The sequence below is a fragment of the Promicromonospora sp. NPDC052451 genome (genome assembly GCF_044547525.1).
Taxonomy (GTDB): Bacteria; Actinomycetota; Actinomycetes; order Actinomycetales; family Cellulomonadaceae; genus Promicromonospora.
In genome coordinates this window covers 155775-178686 of record NZ_JBIUAP010000009.1, presented here as the reverse complement: position 1 = coordinate 178686, position 22912 = coordinate 155775, and the positions used below count along the sequence as shown (strand labels likewise).

Here is a 22912-nt window from a genome sequence, read left to right as displayed (position 1 = left end):
CCCGGTCAGCAAACTTCGCCGAAAGCCTTGACCCGGGTCCGGAATGTCCGCGACAGTGTCAGAGAGCGCTCTCTCACACTGCCCGAAGTGCCAGACCGACGTTCGAAGGAGCACGTCAGATGCGCAGACACCTCCGCCTGCTCGCGGCAGCGACCACCGCCGCGGCCCTCCTCGCCCTGGGTGCGATCACCCAGGTCACCACCGCCTCGGCCGCCGCCGAACCGCTCTCCCAGGGCCGGCCCGTCACCACGTCCAGCACCGAGTTCGACTGGAGCACCGGCGCCGCTGCCGTCGACGGCGACCCCGGCACCCGCTGGTCCAGCGCCGCCGCCGACAACCAGTGGATCCGCATCGACCTGGGCTCCGTCCAGGCGATCGACCGGGTCGTGCTCGACTGGGAGACGGCGTACGCGTCCGGCTTCCGTATCGAGACCTCGGCCGACGGCGCGGCGTGGTCCACGATCTACTCGACCACCACCGGTACGGGCGGCGACCAGAGCCTCGACGTCGACGGCTCCGGCCGCTACCTGCGGCTCTGGGCCACCCAGCGCGCCACCCAGTGGGGCGTCTCCCTCTGGGAGCTGCAGGTGTTCGGCACCGGGGGCGGCACGCCCACCGACACCTCGCTCCTCTCCTACGGCAAGCAGGGCAGCGCCTCCAGCTCGCAGAACGACGGCAACTGCTGGCTCTGCTCCCCCGACAAGGCCTTCGACCTCGACCCGGCCAGCCGCTGGGCCGTCAGCCCCGACACGGGCTGGGTCGACGAGGGCTGGATCGCCGTGGACCTCGGGGCCGCCGCGCACGTGACCAGCGTGGTGCTGCAGTGGGACCCGGCGTTCGCGACGACGTTCGACATCGAGGTCTCCGACAACGGCTCGACGTGGCGCACCGTGCACACGACCACGAACGGCACCGGTTTCAAGCAGACCATCCCGCTCGACGCGAACGGCCGGCACGTGCGCGTGCACATGCGCGACCGGAGCGGCCCCTACGGCTACTCGCTCTGGGAGTTCCAGGTCTACGGCACCGGCGGCGCGCCCACCGCTCCCCCGGCCGAGCCCGCCGACCCCGACTTCGACGACCTCGACCTGGTGTGGAGCGACGAGTTCAACGGCCCGGCGGGCACCGCGGCCGACGGCTCGAAGTGGCACATCGACGCGGGCCTGCCGCAGAACAACGAGCAGCAGGTCTACACCCCGAGCGGCAACGGGTTCCAGGACGGTCAGGGCAACTTCGTGCTGGAGGCCCGGCGGGAGGACCGTGACGGCCGGCAGTACACGTCGCACCGGATGAACACCTCGAACACGTTCCACGCGCAGTACGGCCGGTTCGAGGCCCGCGTGAAGGTGCCCGAGGGCCGCGGCCTGTGGCCCGCGTTCTGGATGATGGGCTCCGACTTCCTCGACGGCCGCCCCTGGCCGTACAACGGGGAGATCGACATCATGGAGTTCATCGGCCAGAACCCGACCCAGGCCCACTCCACGCTGCACGCCCCCGCGTACAACGGCGGGGGCGGCTACGGCGGGGCGTACGCCCTGCCGGACGGGTCGAAGATCTCGGACGGCTTCCACACCTGGGCCGCCGAGTGGGACAGCGAGGGCATCCAGTTCTCGCTCGACGGCCGCGACGTGTTCTACGCGGACAAGGACACGGTCGAGTCGACGCGCGGGCCGTGGGTCTACGACCACGAGTTCTACCTGATCCTCAACCTCGCGGTGGGCGGTGACTGGCCCGGCCCGCCGGACGCGAGCACCCCGTTCCCGTCCCGCATGCTCGTCGACTACGTCCGCGTCTACCAGTAACCCTTCGTTCGTCGAGTGCTGGGTTCTCGCCCCTTCGAGGCACGAGAAAGGGCGAGAACCCAGCACTCGACGAAGCGGGGTGGGGGGTATAAAGGGCGGGTGCAACGTCCTACCTTGGAGGTCGTCGCCTCGGTGGCCGGGGTCTCGCGCGCGACCGTGTCGCGGGTGATCAACGAGGTGCCCACCGTCGACCCCGAGATCGTCGAAGTGGTGCGGCGGGCGATCGAGGAGACCGGGTACGTGCCGAACCTCGCGGCCCGCTCCCTCGTGACGCGACGCACGGGCTCGGTGGCGCTCGTGGTCTCCGAGCCGCCGGAGCAGCGTTCGCCGCTGCCGTTCCTCGAACGCCTCTTCACCGACCCGTACCTGGGCCGCGTGACGGCGGGCGCGCAGGAGGTGCTGCGGCCCCGCGACATCCACCTCGCGATCATCCCCGCCGACCCGCCCGCCCACGACCAGGTGGTGCGGTACGTGCGGCAAGGGCACGTCGACGGCGTCCTGCTCATCACGTCCAGCTCCGCCGACCCGCTGCCGGGGCGGCTCGCCGGCCTCGCCGTGCCGCTGGTGCTGTCCACCCGCACCGACCTGGCGGACGTCGCCTGGGTCGACCTGGACCAGGCCGCCGGCGGACGGCTGGCGGCCGAGCACCTCGCGGGCGCCGGCCGCACCCGGCTCGCGGTGGTCGCCGGGCCCGCCGACGCCCCGTTCGGGCACGCCCGGCTCCAGGGTTTCCTCGACGGCGTGCGCGCCGCCGGCCTGCGGGAGCCCGAGGTGGTCCCCGCCGACTTCACGCGCCCGGGCGGCGAGGCCGCGGTCCGCGCCCTCCTGGCCGCCCGGCCGGACATCGACGGCGTCTTCGCGGCGAACGACCTCATGGCGGACGGCGTCTCGACGGCTCTGCGGGCCGCCGGCCGGGACGTGCCGCGCGACGTCGCCGTGGTGGGCTTCGACGACTCGAGCGTCGCCGCCCAGGCCCACCCACCGCTCACGACCGTGCGGCAGCCCGTCGAGGACATGGCCAGCGCCATGGCGCGGCTGCTGCTCGCCGCACTGGACGGCGCGAGCACGGGCGGCTCTGCGACCTTCGTGCCCGAGCTCGTGGTGCGCGCCTCCGGCTGACCGGCGGTCCGGCCCGCCGGCTCAGGCGAACCGGCGGGAGAACTCCTCGACCAGCGTCGGTCCGGTGTCGCCGATGCGCCACACGTTCCAGCCGTCGGCCGTGTACGAGCCGGACGCCGCCGTGGCCGCCGAGTCCGGGTGCCGGTAGCGAGCGCCGTTGGTGAGCTCGATGGCGCCGTCCGGCAGGAGCATCGCCTCGAAGTGCTGGTTGCGGCGCGGACGCGACCACACGATGCGCGTGGGCGTGCCGATGCTGCGGGCCAGCGCCTCCAGGTCGGGGTCGTCCTCCTCCTCGAACAGCATCGGGGTGCTGGCCCGGATGCTCTCGTTCGGCGGCACGGGGCGCGCGGGCGCCTCGGGAGCGCTCGACGGGTAGGGGTCCGCGTCGAACGTCGGCCCGCCGAAGCCGGTGTCGGGTCCGGACAGGTAGCCGCCGGACTCCCAGGGTGCCCGGTCCGTGGCGACGGACGCCGCCGGATCCGCGTAGGAGTCCTGGTAGGCGGTCGGCTCGCCGTACCCGTATCCGCCCTGGTCGTAGGCCGGGGCGTCAGCCGTGTAGCCGTACGAGGACGGGGCGGGCGCGAAGCTGGACTCGCCCTGGTAGCTCGGCTCGGGCGTGTAGCGCGGCTGCGTGATGTCGAGGTCGGCCGGCTCGTCCGCGACGTACGGGGTGCCGTTGTCGTACGACGGCGGCTGCCACAGGTTCTCGTCGGGCTGCGGCTGCACGCCGCCCCCCGGGTACGCGGGCGCGGCCGACGGCGTCGGGTTCGACGGCGGGTAGGCCGACGTCGGCTCGTCGGGCTGCGACGACGCCGCGAACCGGTCGGTGCGCGAGCGCCGCCGCATCGCGGGTGCCGGAGCGGGCGCGGAGTCCGGGGCCGGGACCGACTGGACGGGCACGGAGGGCATGGTGGCGTCGCCCAGCGAGGAGCGGCTGGCCGAGAGGCGCGGGGGCGTGGTCGGCGTCGGGCGGGACTCGGCGCCCGGGCGGACCGGCGAGACCTGCGCGCCGCTCGGGGGCGGCGGGACGGGGCTCGGCGCGGCCGGCGGAGCAGGGACCGGTGCGGCGTCGGACGAGCTCGCGGCGGCCTGCGCCCGGCGCGAGGCACGGGTGCCGCCCGCGCGCTCGGCGGCGCCGGACCGGGCACCGCCCGAGCGGAGGCCGGCCCGCAGGCCGGTCGCGGCGTTGGTCGGGCCCGAGGGCGGGTTGTCGGCCAGCGGAGCCGGCGCCGCGGTGCGGTTGGACCGCTCGGCCTGCTTCGCCGCCCGCTCGGAGCGCGACTGCAGCGCGTGCGGCTCACGGTCGGTGCGGGACTGCGGCGTCTGCGCGACGACCGGCATCTTGCCCGTGAGGGCGTACCCGACCTTCACGCCCTCCTCGAAGGCGTCCTTCGGTGCGGACCCGCCGCCCGTGACGCCGCCGGTGACGCCCGCGTCCATGGACGTGCTCACCGAGCTGTCCATCGAGGCCGTGATGGTGCCGCCGATCGGCGCCGACTTCGGGGCCGGCAGGCCCGGCGGGAGGTGCACCACGAGCGGTGAGACGTCGAGGAACTTGCGGCCGTCGTCCGAGTTCACCACGCCCATCTTCAGCACCTCGACGGGCATCGAGGGCTGGCGCAGGAAGTCGACGGCGTTGAGGATCTCGTCGGGGGCGTTCTGGCAGATGATGATGAGCCGTGCGCCGGACCCGCCGTTCTTGCCCGCCTGCGTGCGGGTGATCGGCACGCTGTCGTAGAACGCCGCGACGTCGTGCTGGAACGAGCTCGCGCCGCCGCTGTAGCGCGCGGCGAGGTCGGCGCGCGTCAGCCGGCCGGCCGCGCCCGCGTGGTCGAGCGCCTTGGCGAGGTTCTCCCGGTCGAGGTCGGCGACCAGCTCGACGACGACGGGCGAACCGGACGCATCGAGCGCGAGCAGGTGCGGCTCGTCCGGGCCGGACCCCTGCGCGATGGGGAAGACCTCCTCGCCGAGCAGGCCGTCGATGTGGGAGTCGACCACCTGGTTCGCCGTCGTCTTCAGGCCCGGCTCCGAGCCGCCCTTGCCGCCCGCGGACGTCACGAGGAGGGGCCGCTGGGTGTCGACCTCGAACAGTGGCATCTCGTGATCTCCCCGGGTCTTGCCGCATTGGTCCGCCTTAGCCTAAAGGCCGGGCGCAAGAGACCGGAAACACGCGAGTGAAGGGATCGTGAGGCTTGGCCTCACCCGGGGATCAGCACCGCTCGATCAGGAGTGGCCCGTCTCCGACTCGTCGGCGGCCAGGCGCTCCTCGACCCGGGCGATCTTGCTGTCGATCTGCCCGGCCGGGGCGCCGGGGCGGATGTCGGCCTTGATGACGAGCGAGACGCGGTGCCCGCCGCGGGCCACGGAGTCGGTGGCCCGCTGGATCACGGGCATCACCTCGTCCCACGAGCCCTCGATCTCGGTGAACATCGAGGTGGTCCGGTTCGGGAGCCCGGACTCCCGGACGATGCGGACGGCCTCGGCGACGGATTCGGCCACGGACTCGCCCGCGGTCATGGGGGCGACGGAGAACGCGAAGACAGCCATGCCCCCAGTCTGCCCCTGACGGGTTCGCGGCGGACGTAGGCTCGACGCGTGAACGTCACCCTCCTCGCCGGCGGGGTCGGCGGTGCGCGGCTCGCGCACGGCCTCGACCTCGCGCTCGGCGCGGCCCCCACCAGTACGACGCCCGTCGACGACGAGCCCGCGCTGACCGTCGTCGTGAACGTCGGCGACGACACCGATCTCCACGGCCTCGCCATCTCCCCCGACCTCGACACCGTCCTCTACACGCTCGCGGGCCTGAACGACGAGGACCGGGGCTGGGGCCTGCGCGGCGAGTCGTACGCGACCCTCGGCGCGCTGCAGGACCTCGGCGAGGACACCTGGTTCACGCTCGGCGACCGCGACCTGGCGACCCACATCGTGCGCACCGCCCGTCTGCGCCGGGGCGAGCCGCTGTCCGCCGTCACGGCGCACCTGGCGCGGTCGACGGGCGTGCGCCCCCGGGTCCTGCCCGTCACGGACGACCGGCTCGCCACCCTCGTCGACACCCCCTCGGGCCGCCTCGGCTTCCAGGAGTACTTCGTGGGCCGGCAGCACGCGGACGCCGTCCTCGGCCTGCACTTCGACGGGGCCGACGCCGCACGCCCGGCCCCCGGCGTGCTCGACGCGCTGGCCGCGGAGCTCGTGGTGGTCGCGCCGTCCAACCCGTTCCTGTCCATCGAGCCGCTGCTCGCGGTGCGCGGCGTCCGAGAGTCGCTGGCGACCGCCCCCGGCCGGCGTATGGCGGTGAGCCCGATCGTGGGCGGGCAGGCGATCAAGGGCCCGGCCGCCCAGATCCTGGAGTCGCTCGGGCACGAGGTGTCGGCCCTGGGCGTGGCCCGTATCTATGCGGACCTCGTCGACGTGATGGTGATCGACGAGCGCGACGCGGGCCTCGCCGGACCGGTCGCGGACCTCGGCCTGACGGTGCACGTCACCGACACGATCATGGGCGGCCCGCCCGGCCGCGAGCGCCTGGCCCGCGAGCTCCTGGCCCTGGCGTGACGGACGGTTCCCCGAGCACGACGGCGGTGGTGCCACTGCGCGACGGCGTCTCGGGCAAGTCCCGGCTCGCCGCGGTGCTGGACGCCGCCTCGCGACGCCGGCTGGTCCGGGTGCTGGCGCGGCACGTGGTGGCGACGCTGCTCGCGTCCGACGGGATCGGGCGGGTGGTCGTGGTCACGGCCGACCCGGCCTTCGCCCGGGACACCCTGGCCGGGCTGGAGGTGGAGGTGCTGGAGCAGCCCGCCGGCCGCCCGGGACTGAACCCGGCCCTGGAGCACGCCCGGGCGCACCTGCTCGCGGAGTCACCGCGGTCCGCCCGCCTCCTGGTGGCCCACGCCGACCTGCCCGCGCTCACCCCGGCCGACGTGACCGCCCTCCTGGCCCAGGACGCGCCGGTCGTGGTCGCCACCGACCGCAACCGCTCGGGCACCAACCTGCTCCTGCTCCCGTCCGGAGCCGGGTTCCGGTTCCGGTTCGGGACCGGATCGCTCGCCGCGCACCTGGCCGAGGCGGAGACCCGGGGGCTCGCCGCGACGGTGGTGGACCGGCCGGGGACCGCCGTCGACCTGGACACCGCCGACGACTGGTCGCAGCTCCCGGACGAGGTGCGGGCCGTCGTGGGGCAGCAGGTGCCGGGTCTGCGCGCTTCCTGCTGACGGGTGGCTCGTCCGGTCTGATGTACTTTGCGCGGTATTGCGAAGGACATCTGCCCCAGGGAGTCACCGTGAGCGCTGTGCAGAACGTCGGGGTCGTCGGCGCGGGGGTCTCGGGCCTCGCGGCCGCCATCCTGCTGGCCGAGGCCGGGATCCGCGTGGTCGTCTACGAGGCGAAGCCCGACCTCGGCACGCTGGGGTCCGGGATCACGCTCCAGGGGAACGCGCTGCGGGCCCTCGACCGGCTCGGGGTGTGGGACCAGGTGCGCCGGCGGTCGTACTCGTTCGACGTGACCGGGATCCGGGCGCCGGGACCGGAGGCGCCGCTGGTCGCCGAGATGCACGACAACGCCATGGGCGGCCCGGACTACCCGGCCACGGCCGGCATGTACCGGCCCGACCTGGCCGAGATCCTGCTCGCCCGCGCGCGGGCCGTCGGCGCCGTGGTCCGCTCCGGCACCCGGGTCACGGCACTCGTCCAGGACGACGACGCCGTCACGCTCGACCTCGCCACGGCCGGCGGACCGGACCGCGCGACGCACGACCTCGTGGTCGGGGCGGACGGCCTGAACTCCACGGTCCGCGAGCTGATCGGCATCGCGACCAGGCCCGAGCCCAACGGCATGGGCATCTTCCGGGCATTCGTCCGGCGCCCTGCGGGAGCCGACCACACCGAGCTCGTGTTCGGGGGGCCCTCGTACATCGCGGGCTTCTGCCCCACCGGCGAGGACACCATGTACGCCTACCTGGTCGAGGACAAGCAGGACCGGCAGGGCCTCACCCCCGCCGAGGGCTCCCGCCTGATGGCCGAGCTGGCCCGCCCCTACGGCGCCCACTGGAACGACATCCGCGCCCAGCTCGAACGCGGCGCCGAGCACGTCCACTACACCTGGTTCACCAGCCACCTGGTGCCCGCGCCGTGGAACCGGGGGCGCGTGGTCGTCATCGGCGACGCCGCGCACTCCTGCCCGCCGACCGTCGCACAGGGCGCGGCCCAGGCGGTGGAGGACGCCGTCGTGCTGGGCGACGTGCTGGCTCGGCACGACCGCCTGGCCGACGCCCTGTGGACCGAGTTCCACGAGCGCCGGGTGCCGCGTGCGGCCGCCGTCGTCGAGGTGTCCGACCAGATCGCGTCCTGGCTCCTGGCCCACGAGCGGGGCGACGTACCAGGCCTGCACCGCACGATCTCCGACCTGGTCTCCCGCGAGCCCTGACCGGTCAGCGCGCGGCGGCCTCGACCGCCGCGCGCAGGCCGCGGACGGCCTCGCCCAGCCGCGCGTCGGCGAGGTTCCCGTAACCCACCACCAGCACGGTCGACCGGGCCGGCGGCACCGCCCGGTACCGCCGCACGTCGACCAGCGCTACCTCCCGCGCCGCCCCCTCGCGCACGACGGCGGCCACGTCGAGCGCCCCGGGGTCGACACCGGGCAGGTCCACGCCGGCCAGGTCCACCGTGACGTGCATCCCGGCCGCGATCCCGCCGACCCGCGCACCGGGCAGCTCGCGGCCCAGGGCCGCCAGGAGCGCGGCGCGGCGCCGGGAGTACCGGGCACGGGCCGCACGCAGATGACGTGCGTACGCGCCGTCGCCGACGAACCGGGCCAGGGTGAGCTGGTCGAGCGTGCTCGGGCCCGGCGCGGGGCCGCGGCGTACGGAGACCCCCAGCACCGCCGCGCGCCAGCGTTCGGGGACCACCATCCAGCCGATCCCGAACGCGGGCGACAGCGTCTTGCTCGTCGAGCCCAGCAGCAGCACCCGGTCCGGTCCCCGGCCCTGGAGGGTCGGCACCGGGCGCCGGTCGTAGCGGAACTCCGCGTCGTAGTCGTCCTCGACCACGAGCCCGTCCACCTGCCGCGCCCAGTCGAGCACGTCCGCCCGCCGGCCGTCCGGCAGCACGGCGCCGAGCGGGAACTGGTGGGCGGGTGTGAGCAGCAGGGCCCGGGCACCCGTCCGGGCCGTCGCGGCGTGCAGCCCGTCCACCGTGATCCCGTCGTCGTCGACCGGCACGGGGACCGGGGTGAGGCCGGCGTCGGCGGCCACGTCCCGCAGCGCGGCCCAGCTCGGGTCCTCGACGAGCAGGTGCGTGTGCCCGGCGTCGGCGAGCGCGGCGGCGATGCGCGACATGCCGTCGGTGGCACCCCGGGTGAGCACGACGGCGCCGTCGGGGGCCGACACCACCCGGGCCCGGCGCAGGTGGGTGGCCACGGCGGACCGTGCGCCCGGGTGCCCCGCGGCCGGCTGGGCCCCGAGGTCCAGGTTGCTCGCCTCGGCGAGCGCGTCGCGCGCCGCGCGCAGCCAGGCCTGGCGGGGCACGTGCCGCAGGTCCGGCACACCGGGGGCGAGGTCGTGGGTGGCCCGGTCCGGTGCGCGCTCCGCGACGGGGCCCGGCGCCGGCCCGCCCGGCACCGGCCCCGCCCGTCCGTTCACCCGCACCGGGCGCGCGACGCGGGCCGGGCTCCCCGCCGACGGTCCGGTGTCCGGCCGGCTGCCCGCGGCGTCGTCGGGCACCGCGGCCGCCACGCGGGTGGCGGACCCGGTGCGCGCCTCCAGGATCCCCTTGTTCACCAGGTGCCCGTACGCCTCGGTGACCACCCAGCGCGAGATCCCGAGGGCGTCGGCGAGCGCCCGGCTCGGCGGGAGCGCCGTGCCCGGCGCCAGGCGGCCGGAGGCGATGTCCTCCAGGAGCGCCGCCTCCAGCCGGTGCCGCAGCGCCCCCGGCCCGGGGGCGAGGGCGATCAGCACCTCGGCGGAATTGGTCTGGCCCTTCGGCATGGCATTGGACCGTAGCACCAGACCGATCGCTGCCTAGCGTGGTGGGTGCCGGGCGCGGGCCCGGGACCATGCAGGCCGAAGGAGCAGACCATGCAGTACCGCACGCTGGCAGGCGCGCACACGTCGTTCGAGGTGTCCACGCTGTGCCTGGGCACCATGTTCATGGGCACGCGCACGGACGAGGAGACGTCGTTCGCGATCCTGGACCGGTTCGTCGAGGCCGGGGGCACGTTCCTCGACACGGCCAACAACTACAACGCCTGGGTCGGCGGCTACGGCCGAGACTCCGAGGACGTGCTCGGCCGCTGGCTCGCCGCGCGGGGCAACCGCGACGAGCTGCGGATCGCGACCAAGCTGGGCGCGGCGAAGAAGGACCCGGCCCTGCCGCTGTCCAACACGCCGCCCACCAACTACCAGGGGCTGGCCGCCACGACGATCGACCGGGAGGCGCGCGAGAGCCTGCGCCACCTGGGCATCGACCACATCGACCTGCTGTACGGGCACGTGGACGACCGGGAGACGCCGCTGGAGGAGACGGTCGGTGCCTTCGGCAAGCTGGTCGAGGAGGGGATCGTCGGCATCCCGGGCATCTCGAACGTCGCGCTGTGGCGCCTCGTCGAGGCCCGCGAGACCGCCGCGCGGCTGGGGGTGGCGCCGTACGGCGCGGTGCAGCAGTGCTACAGCTACGTGTACCCGCGGCCGCAGCCCGTCCGCACCAACTGGGCCACGCCCGAGCTGCTGGACTACGCCCGGTCCACCGGCACCGACGGCCGGCCGGGGCTCGCCGTCATGGCGTACTCCCCGCTGCACCAGGGCGTCTTCGTCCGGGACGACAAGCCGTACTACGACGGTTCGGACCACGCCGGGTCGCGCGAGCGCGTCGCGGTGCTGCGCGCCGTCGCCGCGGAGATCGGGGCCACGCCGAACCAGGTGGCGCTCGCCTGGCTCCTGGGCGGTGAGGTGCCGGTGATCCCGGTGTTCGGGGCGAGCAGCGTGGCCCAGCTCGACGAGGCCCTGGCCGCCGTCGACCTGGTCCTGGACGACGAGACCCGCGCCCGCCTCGACGCGGCCTGAACCAGGGGCCGGGCGCTCGGGTCACCGGGTGACCCGAGCGCCCGGCGGGTGGGCGTCACCAGCCGCCGTGCCGGATCACCTCGGACTCCGGCTTGCGGGGCCGGCGCGTGGGCGAGCCCTGCGCCCCGCCGTCGGCCGGGTGCCCGACGGCGACGACCCCGGTGATCTCGAACTCGTCCGGGATGCCGAGCTCCGCCCGGACCGCCGCCACCCGGGGCGGCGCGACGCCGAAGAAGCAGGCACCCAGCCCCTCGTCGACGGCGGTCTGCAGCATGAGCAGCGATGCCATGCCGACGTCGACGTGCCAGAACGGGACGGGCCAGCGCGCCTCGTCGAGGTCCGCCCAGCCCTTGTCCCGCTCGGCGTACCGGTTCAGGTAGGCCGCCTTGGACGCGAGCGCCAGCACGATCACCGGGGCGGTCCGCATGCCGTCGAGCCAGGCGGACATGTCCCGCTCCGAGTCGTCCGGGGTCGACGCGGCCCAGAACCGGTCCCGGTCCCCGGGCTCCTGCAGCACCACGAACGCCCAGCCCTGGCTGAACCCGGCGCTGGGCGCGCGCACGGCGTTGCGGGTGATCCGGTCGACGGCCGCGGCCGGCACGGGCTCGTCGGTGAACTTCCGATGCATCCGCCGCTTGCGCACGACGTCCTGAAACTCCATGTCGCGCATTCTGCCCCGCTGCGGGGTGCCGTCCGGCACCCCGCGCCCGGCCGACCCGTCAGCAGCTCTCCTGCATCATCAGCGTGAGCAGCTCGCTCGGGTCGTACAGCGGCTCGTCGGTGTAGTACGGGTAGGCCAGGTCCCGTCCGGTGATGCCGATCACGACCTGCCGCGCGCCGTCAGGCGACGTCAGGTTGATGGACTGGGTGCCGTACGAGGCGCCGTCGTGCCCGTAGAGCCAGGCGCCGGGCTCGCACGGGTCCGGGACCCGGTACACGCCCAGGCCGTAGTCGGGGAACGTCTCCTGCCCGACGGTGCGCGGCTCCAGCATGTCCGCAGCCGTCTCCTCGTCGACCAGCCGGCCCGTGACCAGGGCCTCCGTGAAGTCGGCGAGGTCCTCCGTGGTGCTGGTGACGGCCCCCGCGGCGGCGAACAGGCTCGGGTCCCAGTGGTCCAGGTCGTACCAGCCGGCGCCCTCGGGCCCCGTGTACGCCGACTCGTGCAGGAACGGCCCCCACGCGCCCGGGTCGTCCGGGTAGGCGCTCTGCCACATGCCCGCCGGGGCGAACACCCGGTGCCGCAGCAGCGACTCGACGCTGCGCCCGGTGACCTCCTCCAGCATCATGCCGAGCACCACGTACCCGGCGTTCGAGTAGGAGAACCCGGCGCCGGGCTCGTTCATCCACGGCGCGGACTGCAGGGCCTCGACGTGGTCGGCGTCGGTGACCTCCTGGCCCATCACCGCGAAGACCTCGTCCAGCGACGTCGGGTCGGTCACCCGGGACGTCAGGATCCAGTCGGTGGCGGTGGGCGCCCCCGACCGGTGGCTCAGGAGCTGCTCGATGGTCACACCCGCCGGCATCACGCCGGGCAGCACGTCCTCCACGGGAGTGTCGAGCGTCCAGGTGCCCTTCTCCACCTCCTGCATGACCAGGGTCGCGATCATCGGCTTGGTGTTGCTCGCCACGCGGAACCGGTCGCGCTCCCGGGCGGGCGCGCGGCCCTCGCGCTCGCGGGTCCCGGCGGCACCGCTCCACGTGCCCGACGCCGTCTCGACGCGGGCCGTCACCGCGATCGCACCGTCCGCCACGAGGGCGTCGAGGGCGGCGTCGAGCTCGGCACGGGCCGGTGCCCCTGGTGCCGTCGTCCGGAGGCGTGCCTGGTCGCGCTGGGCCGCGCGGGCGGCGTCGGCCACCGTGGCGGACAGGGTCTCGGGCGCGTCCAGCACGGGGGCGCCGGGCCCGGACGCCGTCGCGGACGGCCGGTCCTCGCCGGCGGCGTGCGCGGAACCGGCGACGGCCAGCGGCGCGGCGAGCGCCAGGGTCGCGCTCAGGGCAAGCGCCGCCCTGCGGGTGGTGCGATCCATGGGAGTCTCCTTCGTCTCGGCTGTGCTCCCATCCTGGCGAGCAGCGCCGGCACCCGGATCACCCGGCCGGTGGAGATGCCTCCGACCTGCGGCGGAACCCGTCTCCGCCTACAGCCGGTCCGCGATGACCTCCAGCAGGGACTTGCCCTCGACGCCCATCAGGTCCAGCGCCTGGGTGCGGCACGAGAAGCCGTCGGCCAGGTAGGTGGTACCCGGTGCGGCGTTCCGGAGGGCCGGCAGCAGCGCGTTCTCCGCCACGGCCACCGACGTCTCGTAGTGCCCCTTCTGCATGCCGAAGTTCCCGGCCAGGCCGCAGCAGCCCGCCAGCACCTCGATCTGCGCACCACCCTTCTCCAGCAGCGCCTGGTCGGCCTCGTACCCCATCACGGAGTGCTGGTGGCAGTGCGGCTGCACCACGGCGCTGACGTCGGCGAGCGACGGCATGACCCACTCGGGCGGCGTGTCGTCGGAGGTCAGCAGCTCGGCCGCCGTCCGCGTCATGCGGGCCACGGCCTGCGCGCGCGGGTCGTCGGGGAACAGGTCGAGCAGGTCGGAGCGCAGCACCGCCGTGCAGGACGGCTCCAGGCCCATGATCGGGATGCCGTTGACCGCGTACGGCCCGAGCACCTCGAGGAGCTTGAGCAGGCGACGCCGGGCCCCGTCGAGTTGGCCCGTGGAGATCCAGGTCAGGCCGCAGCAGGCCTGCTCGTCGGGCACGATGACGTCGAACCCGGCTGCGGTGAGCACCTTGAGCGCCGCCTGCGGCACGGTGGGCGACAGGGCGTCGCTGAAGGAGTCCGTCCACAGCACGACCTTGGGCTTGGTGGCGAGCCGGGCAGCGGTCGCGCCCTCACGCCCGGGCAGGCCGAGACCCTCCTCGGCGATCACCCGCAGCCCGGGCACGCCGTGCGTCGCGCCGCCGCGGGCCCACCACTGCCGGAACGGCACCTCGGCGAACTTCGGCATCGACCGGCGCGTGTCCATGCCGCCCGCCCACAGCACCGTCTTGCCGATCCACTTCACGCCCAGCAGGCGGTTGACCAGCTCGGGGACGGCGCCCGCGAGGCGGGCCCAGCGCGGCAGCCAGCCCAGGGCGTAGTGGTCGACGGGCCGCAGCTTGCCCCGGTAGGTCCGGTACAGCACCTCGGACTTGTACTGCGCCATGTCGACGCCCGCCGGGCAGTCGCTGGAGCACGCCTTGCAGGACAGGCACAGGTCCAGCGACTCGCGCACCTCGGGGGCCGACAGCCCGCCCACGAGCGTGCCGTTCACCGCCTCCTGCAGCACCCGGGCGCGCCCGCGCGTGACGTCCTTCTCGTCCTTGGTGGCCTGGTAGCTCGGGCACATGAAGCCGCCCGACGCCGACGTGTCCGCCCGGCACTTGCCCACGCCGACGCAGCGGTGCACCGCCGTGGTGAGGTCGTTGTGGTCGTGCGCGAACGAGAACCCCTCGTACCCGGCCTTGCGCCGCACGCCGTGCCCTGCGCCCTTGCCGACCAGCGGAAGCTTGGTGCGCACGGCGGCCGCGGCGGGCCGGCGCAGGTCGTCGTCCACGGCCCGCGGCCGCACGACCACACCCGGGTTGAGCAGGTCCTTCGGGTCGAACAGCGCCTTGAACCGCTCCATCAGGGCGATCGCCTCGGGCGAGTAGATGAGCGGCAGCAGCTCGGACCGGGCGCGGCCGTCCCCGTGCTCGCCGGACAGCGACCCGCCGTAGCGCGCCACGAGCTCGGCCGCCTCCATCATGAAGGTGCGCAGCACCGACCCCGACGTCTCCAGCGGGATGTCGATCCGCAGGTGCACGCAACCGTCGCCGAAGTGCCCGTACGGCAGCCCGTCCACGCCGTACCGGTCCATGAGGGCCTGGAGGTCACGCAGGTACGGGCCCAGCTTCTCGGGCGGCACCGCGGAGTCCTCCCAGCCGGGCCACGCCTGCTCCCCGGCGGGCGTGCGGCCGGCCAGACCGGCGCCGTCGGCCCGGATCTGCCACATCTTCGTGGCATCGGGCCCGGCGGGCAGCACCAGGGAGTCCAGGGCCGAGGCCGCCGCGACGATCGCGTCCGCCCGCCCCAGGGCCTCGGCCTGCGACGAGCCGCCGACCTCGATCATCAGCCAGCCCGACACGCCGTCGACGTCGGCACCCGGCAGGGGCGGCACCGACGTCGCACCCTTGGCCCGCCGCACGACGTCGACCAGGCGTGCGTCCAGCCCCTCGATGGCGAGCGGCTTGTGGTCCAGGAGCCGGGGCACGTCGTCGGCGGCCGTGGCCATGTCGGGGTAGCCGAGCACGACGAGCGTGGGGGCGCCCGGGGTCTCGACCAGGTCGAGCTCCGCCTCCAGGACGGTGACCAGGGTGCCCTCGGTGCCCACGAGCGCGCGGGCCAGGTTCGAGCCGTTCTCGGGCAGCAGGTGCTCCAGCGAGTAGCCCGAGACCTGGCGCCCGAACCGGCCGAACTCGGTGCGGATCAGCGCGAGGTTCTCCCGGACCAGCTCCTTCAGCCCCGGCACGGCGGTGAAGTCGGGGTCGCCCGAGCCCGCGGTGAACCGGCGGCCGTGGCCGTCGACCACGTCGAGCGAGACGACGTTGTCCGCCGTGCGGCCGTAGGCGACGGCGTGCGGCCCGCACGCGTTGTTGCCGATCATGCCGCCGAGCGTCGCGCGGTTCTGCGTGCTCGGGTCGGGGCCGAACCGCAGGCCGTGCGGCTTCGCCTCCGCCTGGAGCGTGGACATGACGGTGCCCGGCTGGACCCGCGCCGTGCGGCGCTCCGGGTCCACGCTCAGCACCTTGTTCAGGTGCCGCCCCAGGTCGAGCACGACGCCGGGGCCCACCGAGTTACCGGCGACCGACGTGCCCGCACCGCGCGCCGTGATCGGCACGCCGAGCTCGCGCAGCACCCCGAGCGCGGCGACGACGTCGTCGGTGCTCTCCGGGAACAGGACCCCCTCGGGGACCACGCGGTAGTTGGACGCGTCCGTGGAGTACTCGGCGCGCCGCCGTGTGCTGATGTCGACCGCGCCGCCCACCGCCGTGCGCAGCGCGTCGGCGACCGCCTGGCGCGCGGCCTCGGCGGCGTGGTCCGCCTCGCGGAGCGCGGCCCTGCGCCGCTCCTCGCTCTCGGCCCGCCGGCGTTCGCTCTCCTGGGCCGCCCGCGCCTCCGCCTCCTCGCGTGCCGCGCGCGCCGCGTCCGCGGCGTCGGCCGTGTGGTTGCTGTCGGGCACGTCACCGGATCCCTGGGCGCGAGCGCCCTGGTGTCCGCGCGCTCGGTTCTCGTGGTTCATGCCGTTCCGGGCTCGGGCGTCGGGGGTCTGCGATGGCACCTCGCGATTCTCGCACCACACGCCCCGGATTCCCGGCAACCATCCACACTCCAGCAGCCCCGCTGTCGCTGAGTGCGGGATATTTGCGGGCCCTTGGGCAGGAAACCCGCAAATATCCCGCACCCAGCGACGGCGCGTACGAGGGTCAGCCCTCGTACGTGACGTCCAGCGTGATCTGGCCCACGCCCGTCAGCGCCTTCGAGATGGGGCACCCGACCTTCGCGGCCTCGGCGGCGGCCTTGAAGCCCGCCTCGTCGATGCCCGACGCGTAGCCGCGCACGGTCAGCGCGCTCCGGCTGATGTAGAGCCCGCCGGCCGGGTCCGGGCCGAGCGTCACCTCGGCGGTGACCTCGATCTGTTCCGGCGTGGCGCCGGCCTGGCCCAGCTCGTTCGTGAAGGCCATCGTGAAGCACGACGAGTGCGAGGCGGCGAGCAGCTCCTCGGGGCTGGTGACGCCGTTCGCCTCGTCGGCGGCGCGCGCCGGGAAGGACACGTCGTACGTGCCCACGCCCGACGACGAGAGCTCGACCTGGCCCGACCCCTCCTGGAAGGTGCCGTTCCAGGCGGTGCGGGCGGTACGTGCTGGCATGTTCGCTCCTTGAAGATCGCGGTGTGACCGGATGGGTCCCTGCCCGCCCGACCCTACGACGCCCGCACGGCAGTCGCGTCACGGCGTGAGGTCGAGCAGCTCCTCGTCCACGGCCATCACGGTCCAGCCCGAACCCGTGGCGTCGGCGAGGTGGTAGGCGGGCACCACCAGCACCGTGCCGTCGGGCAGGGCGTACCGCACCTCGGTGCGGGTCGCCGCCACGATGGTCACGTCCTCGACAGGCCACGCGATCGCACCACCCGGCGCCGGCACACCGCCCGAGGACCCGGCCGTCCGCTCCGGCCGCTGCCCCAGCACCGACCCGGCGAACCGCGGGTCGCCGAGCCGCTCGACCGCCGCCACCTCGCTGATCACCGGGTACGTGCCGAGCCCCTGCCCCGTGTCGGCGACCCGCACCTCGCCGGAGCCGGGCGCCCGGGACAGCCCGGCACCCGCGTGGAACACGATGCCGGCCGCCGTGGGGAGCTCGCCGCCCGCGTCCAGGGGCTCCACCTCCTGCGACGTGGCGCGCTCGGGCATCCCGAGGACCGACGGCGGCTCGTCGCCCGTCGCGGTGCCGTCCTCGACGCTGCTCTCGGACGCGGGCGCGGCAGCGGTGTCCGCGGCCGGCCCGGCACCGAGCCCCGACTCACCGGCCAGGTACCCGCCGCCGCCCACCACGACGACACCGGCCACCGCGGCCGCCACGAGCCACGGCGTCCGGCGGCGGTGCCGCCGCACGGCGAGCTCGTCCACCGTGCGACCGCCCTCAGGGCGTCCGCGGTCGGAGCCACCGTGCCCGGAGCTGCCGTGCCCGTAGCTGCCAGGACCGGAGCTGCCGCGGCCGGAACCGTCCGGGCCGTCCTCGTCCCGCCCCGCCGCGGCCGCGCGACCACCCGCCGTGTCGTCGCCGTCCGGCCGCCGCGAGGCCGTGACCGGCCGCTCGCCCGAGGCGGCGATCAGCGCGTCGACCTTGGCCCGGAGGACGCCCTCGACCGGTCCCGGCGCGTTCCGCGCGGGATCCGCCGCCGTCAGGCGGTCGAACGCCGGGTCCTCCGGCCGCTCGTGCTCGTTCATCGCCGTCCCTCCGTACCTGGCCCGGTCGCACACCGTGCCCGCTCGCCGACCCACCCCGTACATGTGCTCATGCGTCCACCGCTTGCTCGTGGGCGTCCCACGCGTCGCGCAGACGGGCCCGGGCACGGGAGAGCGCGGCATCGGCGCCCCCACGCGAGACGCCGAGCACCTGGGCGAGGTCGTCCCCCGACAGGCCGTCCCAGGCGACCAGCAGCAGGATGCGCCGGTCGCGCGCGGAGAGGCGGGCCAGCACGCTGCGCACGGCGTCGTCGGACGTGGCCAGCAGGGCCGGGTCCACGTCGTCCGGCTCGTCCGGGACGACGGCGACCGGCAGGGCCCGCATCTTGCGCCGGTGGTTGGCCAGCACGTAGCCGGCGGTGCGGTACAGCCACGGCAGCTCGGCGCCGTCCGGCACGTCGTCGCGGCGGCGCCATGCGGTGGCGAGCACCTCGGCGGCGAGGTCCTCGGCGTCGGAGGCGCGGCCACCGTCGGGCAGCCTGCGCACGAAGTAGGAGTAGAGCGCACGCGAGTGCGCGTCGAAGAGCGCGCTGAACCAGGCCTCGTCGTGCGCGGGCCGGTCGTGCGGGCGGCCGGGGCTGTCGTCCACGCCCCTACTCTGTCGTGGACGCGGCCCTCCTTGCACGTGCCAGACCCTCAGGTCCCGGAAGGTGACCTGAGGGTCTGGCACGTTGCCGCGGGTCGGGTCAGCAGGCGCCCAGGTCCTGCCACACGCCCCATTCGCCCGTGGTGCCGGGGGTCTCACCCTGGGTCCACCACTTGGCGCGCCACTCGTGGCCGGCGTACGAGACGGTGTTGCCGCCCACGTAGACCGCCGACGAGCTCCAGGCGGCCGAGGCGCAGGCATCACCCGGCGGATCGGTCGGCGGGTCGCTCGGATCGGTCGGTGGGTCGCTCGGGTCCGTGGGCGGGTCGCTCGGGTCGGTCGAGCCGCCGTCCTCGACGGGGCCCGGCGTGCCGGAGCCGAGCACGTTCCACAGCGCACCGGTCAGCGCACCGGACCGGTCACCCGACAGGTCCCACCACATGGCCCCGCCCAGGCCCTGCGACCGGATGTACTCGGCCTTCTTGGTCACCGACTGGTTGTTGTCGTACGACCACCACGTGCTGCCGTCGTGGCGCCAGGCCGCGCCCAGGTTCGCGTCGTAGTACCCGGTGCCGACGTTCTTGATCACGTCGTAGTCGTTGATCCCCGCCTCCCACTGGCCGGGGGCCGCCCCGGTCGCGGTGCCCCAGGCCGCGGACGACGACGCCCCGGTCCAGCCGCGCCCGTACATCGCCAGGCCGAGGCCGAGCTGTGCCGGGTCGATCCCGGCGTCGGTGTACTCCCGCACCGCGAGGTCCACGCTGAACTGGCGCGCGGCCTCCCGCGGGTCGGCCGGGTCGTGGTAGAGGTTGCCCTGGTGGCCGGTGAGCGCCGGGTCCCAGGCCCCGTGCAGGTCGTAGCCCTGGACGTTGCCGAAGTCGAGGGACTCGAAGATCTCCGGGTCGTTCCAGCCGCCGTCCTCGATGTCGGCGGGGTTGGCGGGCAGGAACGCGGACAGCTCGTAGTGCTTGCCCGTCTGGGCGCCCACGGCGTCGAGCTGCTCACGGAACTCGGCGAGCAGGAGCTTGAAGTTGCGCGCGTCGTTGACCTCGTCGACGTGGTTGCCCACGTTGCCGTTCTGCGAGCCGGGCCACTCCCAGTCGATGTCGAACCCGTCGAAGACGCCGGCTGCGGCGCCGGTGCCGCCCCGGCCGTCGATGACGGGCAGGTTGCCCTTGATGAACATGTTCACGCAGCTGGAGACGAACTTCTCGCGCGAGGCCTCGGTCGCCGCGGCGAGCGAGAAGTTCTTGGACCAGGTCCACCCGCCGATGGACATCATGACCTTGAGGTCGGGGTGCTTGGCCTTGAGCTGCTTGAGCTGGTTGAAGGAGCCGGCCAGCGGCTGGTCCCACGTGTCGGCGGTGCCGGAGACCGAGTTGGCGGCCGTGTAGCCCATGCCGTAGTCGGCCCAGGCGTCGCCCGCGCCGTCGGAGCCGTTCGGGCCCTCGCCCTGCGCCTTGTTGGCCTCGAAGCACTCGAGGTTCTGGTGGTGGATGTTGGCGAACGCGTAGTTGATGTGGGTCAGCTCGTCGGCCACGCCGGAGGTGTCGATCTGCTTGACCTGGTAGCCGCGCCCGTACACGCCCCACTGGGCGAAGTAGCCGACGCTGCGGAAGCCGTTGATGGCGGAGCTGGTGCCGGCGGCCGCGGTGGCGGCGTCGGGCTCGGCCGCGCTGGCGACGCGCAGGCCCACGGCGGCGGAGGCCACCACGGCGAGCGCGGCCACCCCCGCGAGGATTCGTCGGCCCGTCCTGCTGACGCCCGACGGCGGTTCGTACGTGGAGTCCATCGTCTTCCCTCTCTGATCCGGCACTGGTCCGGTCTCCCGGGTGGGACACGTTCCGTTAAAAGTAAGGAAACCTGCGTTAACGGGAAATAAGGGAATTCCACACGGTGGGACTACGTAGTGGAACCCGGCGAACTGCGCGGTCTTGTTACGGGGTGAAACCTTCGACACCGGAACAACCTCGTGCGGTACCAGGTACATCGAGCGACGCAGCGGGGCAGGATCGCACGTCAGACGCCACATCGCAGCAAAAATCGTGCGCTCAGGTTGATGCGGGTGAAACCTCTGGCGGTCATACTTGCGAGCACCGTGAACGAATCCGGGAGGCTCGACGATGACCGCGCTGCCGCAGCAAGTCGCTTTTCCGCTCGCCCTCGGTGACCGCACCGTGGCACCCCACGTCGCGTGCGAGCTCAGCCGGGTGGTGGGTGACGAACCTGGATGTGTGGACCAGACGGCCCGGATGCTCGACGACGAGCATCTCCTCGGGACGGCGCTGATGCCGGACCCGCTCCCCGCCGCGCGCGCCGTGCGCGAGGCGGTCGGCCCGCTCGGCCTCGACGACGACGCGCGCCGCGTGCTGCTCGTCGCCTCCGTGGCCGTGGTGGACCGCACCGACGTGCTCCTGGCCGCGTCGGGTACCGACATCGACACCCTCATGGCCGGTCCCGCCGGCCGCCACCTGCACCTGGTGGGCGGCCGGTTCCGGTTCCACCATCCGCGCATCCGCTCGATCGTGCACGACGACGCCGATCTCGCCACCCGCACCGCCGCCCACGTCGCGCTCGCCGACGTGCACCGCAGGGCCGACGAACCGCTCGTCGCCATGTGGCACACGGCCCTGAGCACGCTGGCGGGCGACCCCCTGCTCGCGGACGGGCTGGTCGAGCTCGCCGAGCAGCACCTCGCCCGCGGCGACGTGCACCGCGCGCACGAGGTGGCCCGCGAGGCCGCGAGCCACGGCACCGGCCGGGTCCGCGCCCGCGCCTTCGCCGTGGCAGGCCGGGCGGCGCTGTGGGCGGGCCACATGCACGACGCCGTCGCGCACCTCCGCCGCGCCACCCACCCGTCCGACGCGGACTCGTCCGCCGCGGGCGCCCCCGACGCCGCCCGCCCCCTCGGCATCGCGCTCGCCCTCCTGGAGGGACGGCCGGACGCCGTGCTGCCCGACGACGCGACCGGACCCGACCGGGCGGCCATCGCCGCCGCCCGCCGGACCATCCGGCTGCTCGACGGCGCACCCGCCGACGCCGCGGCGATCCTGTCGGAGGTGGCCGAGCTGTCCCCCGCGCGCCAGGCCGGACGCTGGTTCGACGGCCCGGACGAGGCCATGACCCCACTCGCCGAGGCGCACCTGCGCGTCGCGCAGTCCTACCTGGCGCTGCGCGTCGGCGACATCACCGGCGCCGCGTCCGTGCTCGACGACGCCGTCGAGCGGCTCCCCGTGGCCCTCGCGTTCGGCGGGCTCGGCATCGCCCTCGCCCGCCGGCTCGACCTGGTCCGGGAGGGCCACCTGACGCGGCCGACCACGGCGCTGGAGGCGTCCGTGCCAGGGCAGGTCTCCCCCGTCGTGCGGGCCGCGACGCTCGGCGACCGCGCCCAGACCGCCGTGTTCGCCGGTCGCTGGGTCGAGGCGGCCACCCTGCTGGGACTCGCCGCCGAACGCGGCGGCGACGACCTGCGACGACTGTGGCTGCCCACCCCGGACCCGGTCGAGCTGCTGGTCCTCGCCGGGCAGGACCGGGCGGCCCGGCGCTCGCACGAGCGGCTGCGCCTGCGCGTGCTGCCGTCGGTCGGACCCGACCCGGCAGGCGGGCACCCCGGCGTCACGCCCGGGCTGTCCGGGGTCGCCCCCGCGGCGAGCGGCCTGCCGGGTGGCGCCGGGATCTCCGGCGGGCCGGTGCGCCGACGCCGGCTGGACCTGGCCCGCGCGGAGCTCGCCCTCGCGGACGCCTCGGGCGTCAACCGGGCCCGGGAACGAGCCGTCGAGGCCTCCCTCCGGGTGGGCTCCACGTTCGAGCGCGGCCTCACCGAGCTCGTCGCCGCACGTGCCTTCGCCCGCCTCGGTCTGCCCGGTGACGCGGCGGCGCACCTGCTCGGCGCGCACGAGCTGTTCCAGGAATCGGGCGCGAAGGCCTGGGAGCACCTCGCCGAGCAGACGCTCAAGGCACCGCCCCTCGCGCCCGTCGCCCGCCGCGGGCCCGGCGGGCCGTCCGCCGAGGCGCCGGGCCGGGACGGCGGGGTCGCCGACCTGGCCGCAGCCGGACGCCGGGAGCCGGGCGCGCCGCCCCCGGCCGACATCCCCGGCGAGTCCCCTCCGGCCGCCGGGCAGGAGGAGCTGTGCGGGCAGTGGGACGGCCTGCTCACCGAGCGCGAGCTCGACGTGGCGCGGCTGGTGGTGCAAGGACGCACCAACCGGCAGGTGGCCGCGAGCCTCTACGTGTCCGTGCGCACGGTCGAGGTGCACCTGGGCCGGGTCTTCCGCAAGCTCGGGGTGCGTTCCCGCACGGAGCTGGCGGTGCTGGCGCTGCGGGGCTGA

At 74.7% G+C, this 22912-nt stretch carries 17 protein-coding genes; 7 read left to right on the top strand and 10 right to left on the bottom strand.

Going from position 1 to position 22912, the window contains the following annotated elements:
* The first annotated feature begins 119 nt into the window (after positions 1–119).
* On the top strand, positions 120–1802 hold the full coding sequence (locus tag ACIG47_RS17420; protein ID WP_397432254.1) for a discoidin domain-containing protein: 1683 nt from the start codon (positions 120–122) through the stop codon (positions 1800–1802).
* A gap of 114 nt (positions 1803–1916) precedes the next feature.
* A complete protein-coding gene (locus ACIG47_RS17415) occupies positions 1917–2921 on the top strand; it encodes a LacI family DNA-binding transcriptional regulator (protein ID WP_397432253.1) in 1005 nt (334 codons plus the stop codon).
* Between the two features lie 21 nt (positions 2922–2942).
* Here ACIG47_RS17415 and ACIG47_RS17410 read toward each other — a convergent pair whose 3' ends face one another.
* Together ACIG47_RS17410 and ACIG47_RS17405 are read right to left on the bottom strand one after the other, a co-directional pair.
* Entirely contained in the window at positions 2943–5018 is a 2076-nt protein-coding gene (locus tag ACIG47_RS17410) for a hypothetical protein (protein ID WP_397432252.1), read from the bottom strand.
* 126 nt (positions 5019–5144) lie between these two features.
* Entirely contained in the window at positions 5145–5468 is a 324-nt protein-coding gene (locus ACIG47_RS17405) for an MTH1187 family thiamine-binding protein (RefSeq protein ID WP_397413305.1), read from the bottom strand.
* A gap of 48 nt (positions 5469–5516) precedes the next feature.
* Here ACIG47_RS17405 and cofD point away from each other — a divergent pair, with 48 nt between their 5' ends.
* The 3 genes from cofD to ACIG47_RS17390 all read left to right on the top strand — a co-directional run bounded on the left by cofD (position 5517) and on the right by ACIG47_RS17390 (position 8337).
* On the top strand, positions 5517–6470 hold the full coding sequence (cofD, locus tag ACIG47_RS17400) for a 2-phospho-L-lactate transferase (RefSeq protein ID WP_397432251.1): 954 nt from the start codon (positions 5517–5519) through the stop codon (positions 6468–6470).
* Positions 6467–7126, top strand: a complete 660-nt coding sequence (cofC, locus tag ACIG47_RS17395) for a 2-phospho-L-lactate guanylyltransferase (RefSeq protein WP_397432250.1) — start codon at positions 6467–6469, stop codon at positions 7124–7126. Before cofD ends, cofC begins: the two co-directional genes overlap by 4 nt.
* A gap of 68 nt (positions 7127–7194) precedes the next feature.
* A complete protein-coding gene (locus ACIG47_RS17390; protein WP_397432249.1) occupies positions 7195–8337 on the top strand; it encodes an FAD-dependent monooxygenase in 1143 nt (380 codons plus the stop codon).
* Between the two features lie 4 nt (positions 8338–8341).
* Here the strand turns inward: ACIG47_RS17390 and ACIG47_RS17385 are convergent, their stop codons facing one another.
* Positions 8342–9895, bottom strand: a complete 1554-nt coding sequence (locus ACIG47_RS17385) for a PLP-dependent aminotransferase family protein (RefSeq protein ID WP_397432248.1) — start codon at positions 9893–9895, stop codon at positions 8342–8344.
* Between the two features lie 90 nt (positions 9896–9985).
* On the opposite strand from ACIG47_RS17385, the gene ACIG47_RS17380 reads away from it, so the two are divergent.
* A complete protein-coding gene (locus ACIG47_RS17380) occupies positions 9986–10969 on the top strand; it encodes an aldo/keto reductase (protein WP_397432247.1) in 984 nt (327 codons plus the stop codon).
* 55 nt (positions 10970–11024) lie between these two features.
* Here the strand turns inward: ACIG47_RS17380 and ACIG47_RS17375 are convergent, their stop codons facing one another.
* The 7 genes from ACIG47_RS17375 to ACIG47_RS17345 form a co-directional block, all read right to left on the bottom strand.
* Entirely contained in the window at positions 11025–11630 is a 606-nt protein-coding gene (locus ACIG47_RS17375; RefSeq protein ID WP_397432246.1) for a nitroreductase family protein, read from the bottom strand.
* Positions 11631–11688: 58 nt separating this feature from the next.
* Positions 11689–12996, bottom strand: a complete 1308-nt coding sequence (locus ACIG47_RS17370) for a serine hydrolase domain-containing protein (RefSeq protein WP_397432245.1) — start codon at positions 12994–12996, stop codon at positions 11689–11691.
* Positions 12997–13104: 108 nt separating this feature from the next.
* Complete coding sequence (locus tag ACIG47_RS17365; protein WP_397432312.1) at positions 13105–16275, bottom strand: FAD-binding and (Fe-S)-binding domain-containing protein; 3171 nt, start codon at positions 16273–16275, stop codon at positions 13105–13107.
* A gap of 184 nt (positions 16276–16459) precedes the next feature.
* On the bottom strand, positions 16460–16903 hold the full coding sequence (locus tag ACIG47_RS17360) for an OsmC family peroxiredoxin (RefSeq protein ID WP_397413295.1): 444 nt from the start codon (positions 16901–16903) through the stop codon (positions 16460–16462).
* Between the two features lie 78 nt (positions 16904–16981).
* Positions 16982–17980 (bottom strand): hypothetical protein, encoded by a 999-nt coding sequence (locus tag ACIG47_RS17355; protein WP_397432244.1) that lies wholly within the window; start codon positions 17978–17980, stop codon positions 16982–16984.
* A gap of 67 nt (positions 17981–18047) precedes the next feature.
* Complete coding sequence (locus ACIG47_RS17350; RefSeq protein WP_397432243.1) at positions 18048–18587, bottom strand: RNA polymerase sigma factor; 540 nt, start codon at positions 18585–18587, stop codon at positions 18048–18050.
* Between the two features lie 97 nt (positions 18588–18684).
* Positions 18685–20376: a glycosyl hydrolase family 18 protein gene (locus ACIG47_RS17345; protein ID WP_397432242.1), complete on the bottom strand. Its 1692-nt coding sequence runs from the start codon at positions 20374–20376 to the stop codon at positions 18685–18687.
* A gap of 331 nt (positions 20377–20707) precedes the next feature.
* Between ACIG47_RS17345 and ACIG47_RS17340 the strand changes: the two genes are divergently transcribed.
* Positions 20708–22912 (top strand): LuxR C-terminal-related transcriptional regulator, encoded by a 2205-nt coding sequence (locus ACIG47_RS17340; protein WP_397432240.1) that lies wholly within the window; start codon positions 20708–20710, stop codon positions 22910–22912.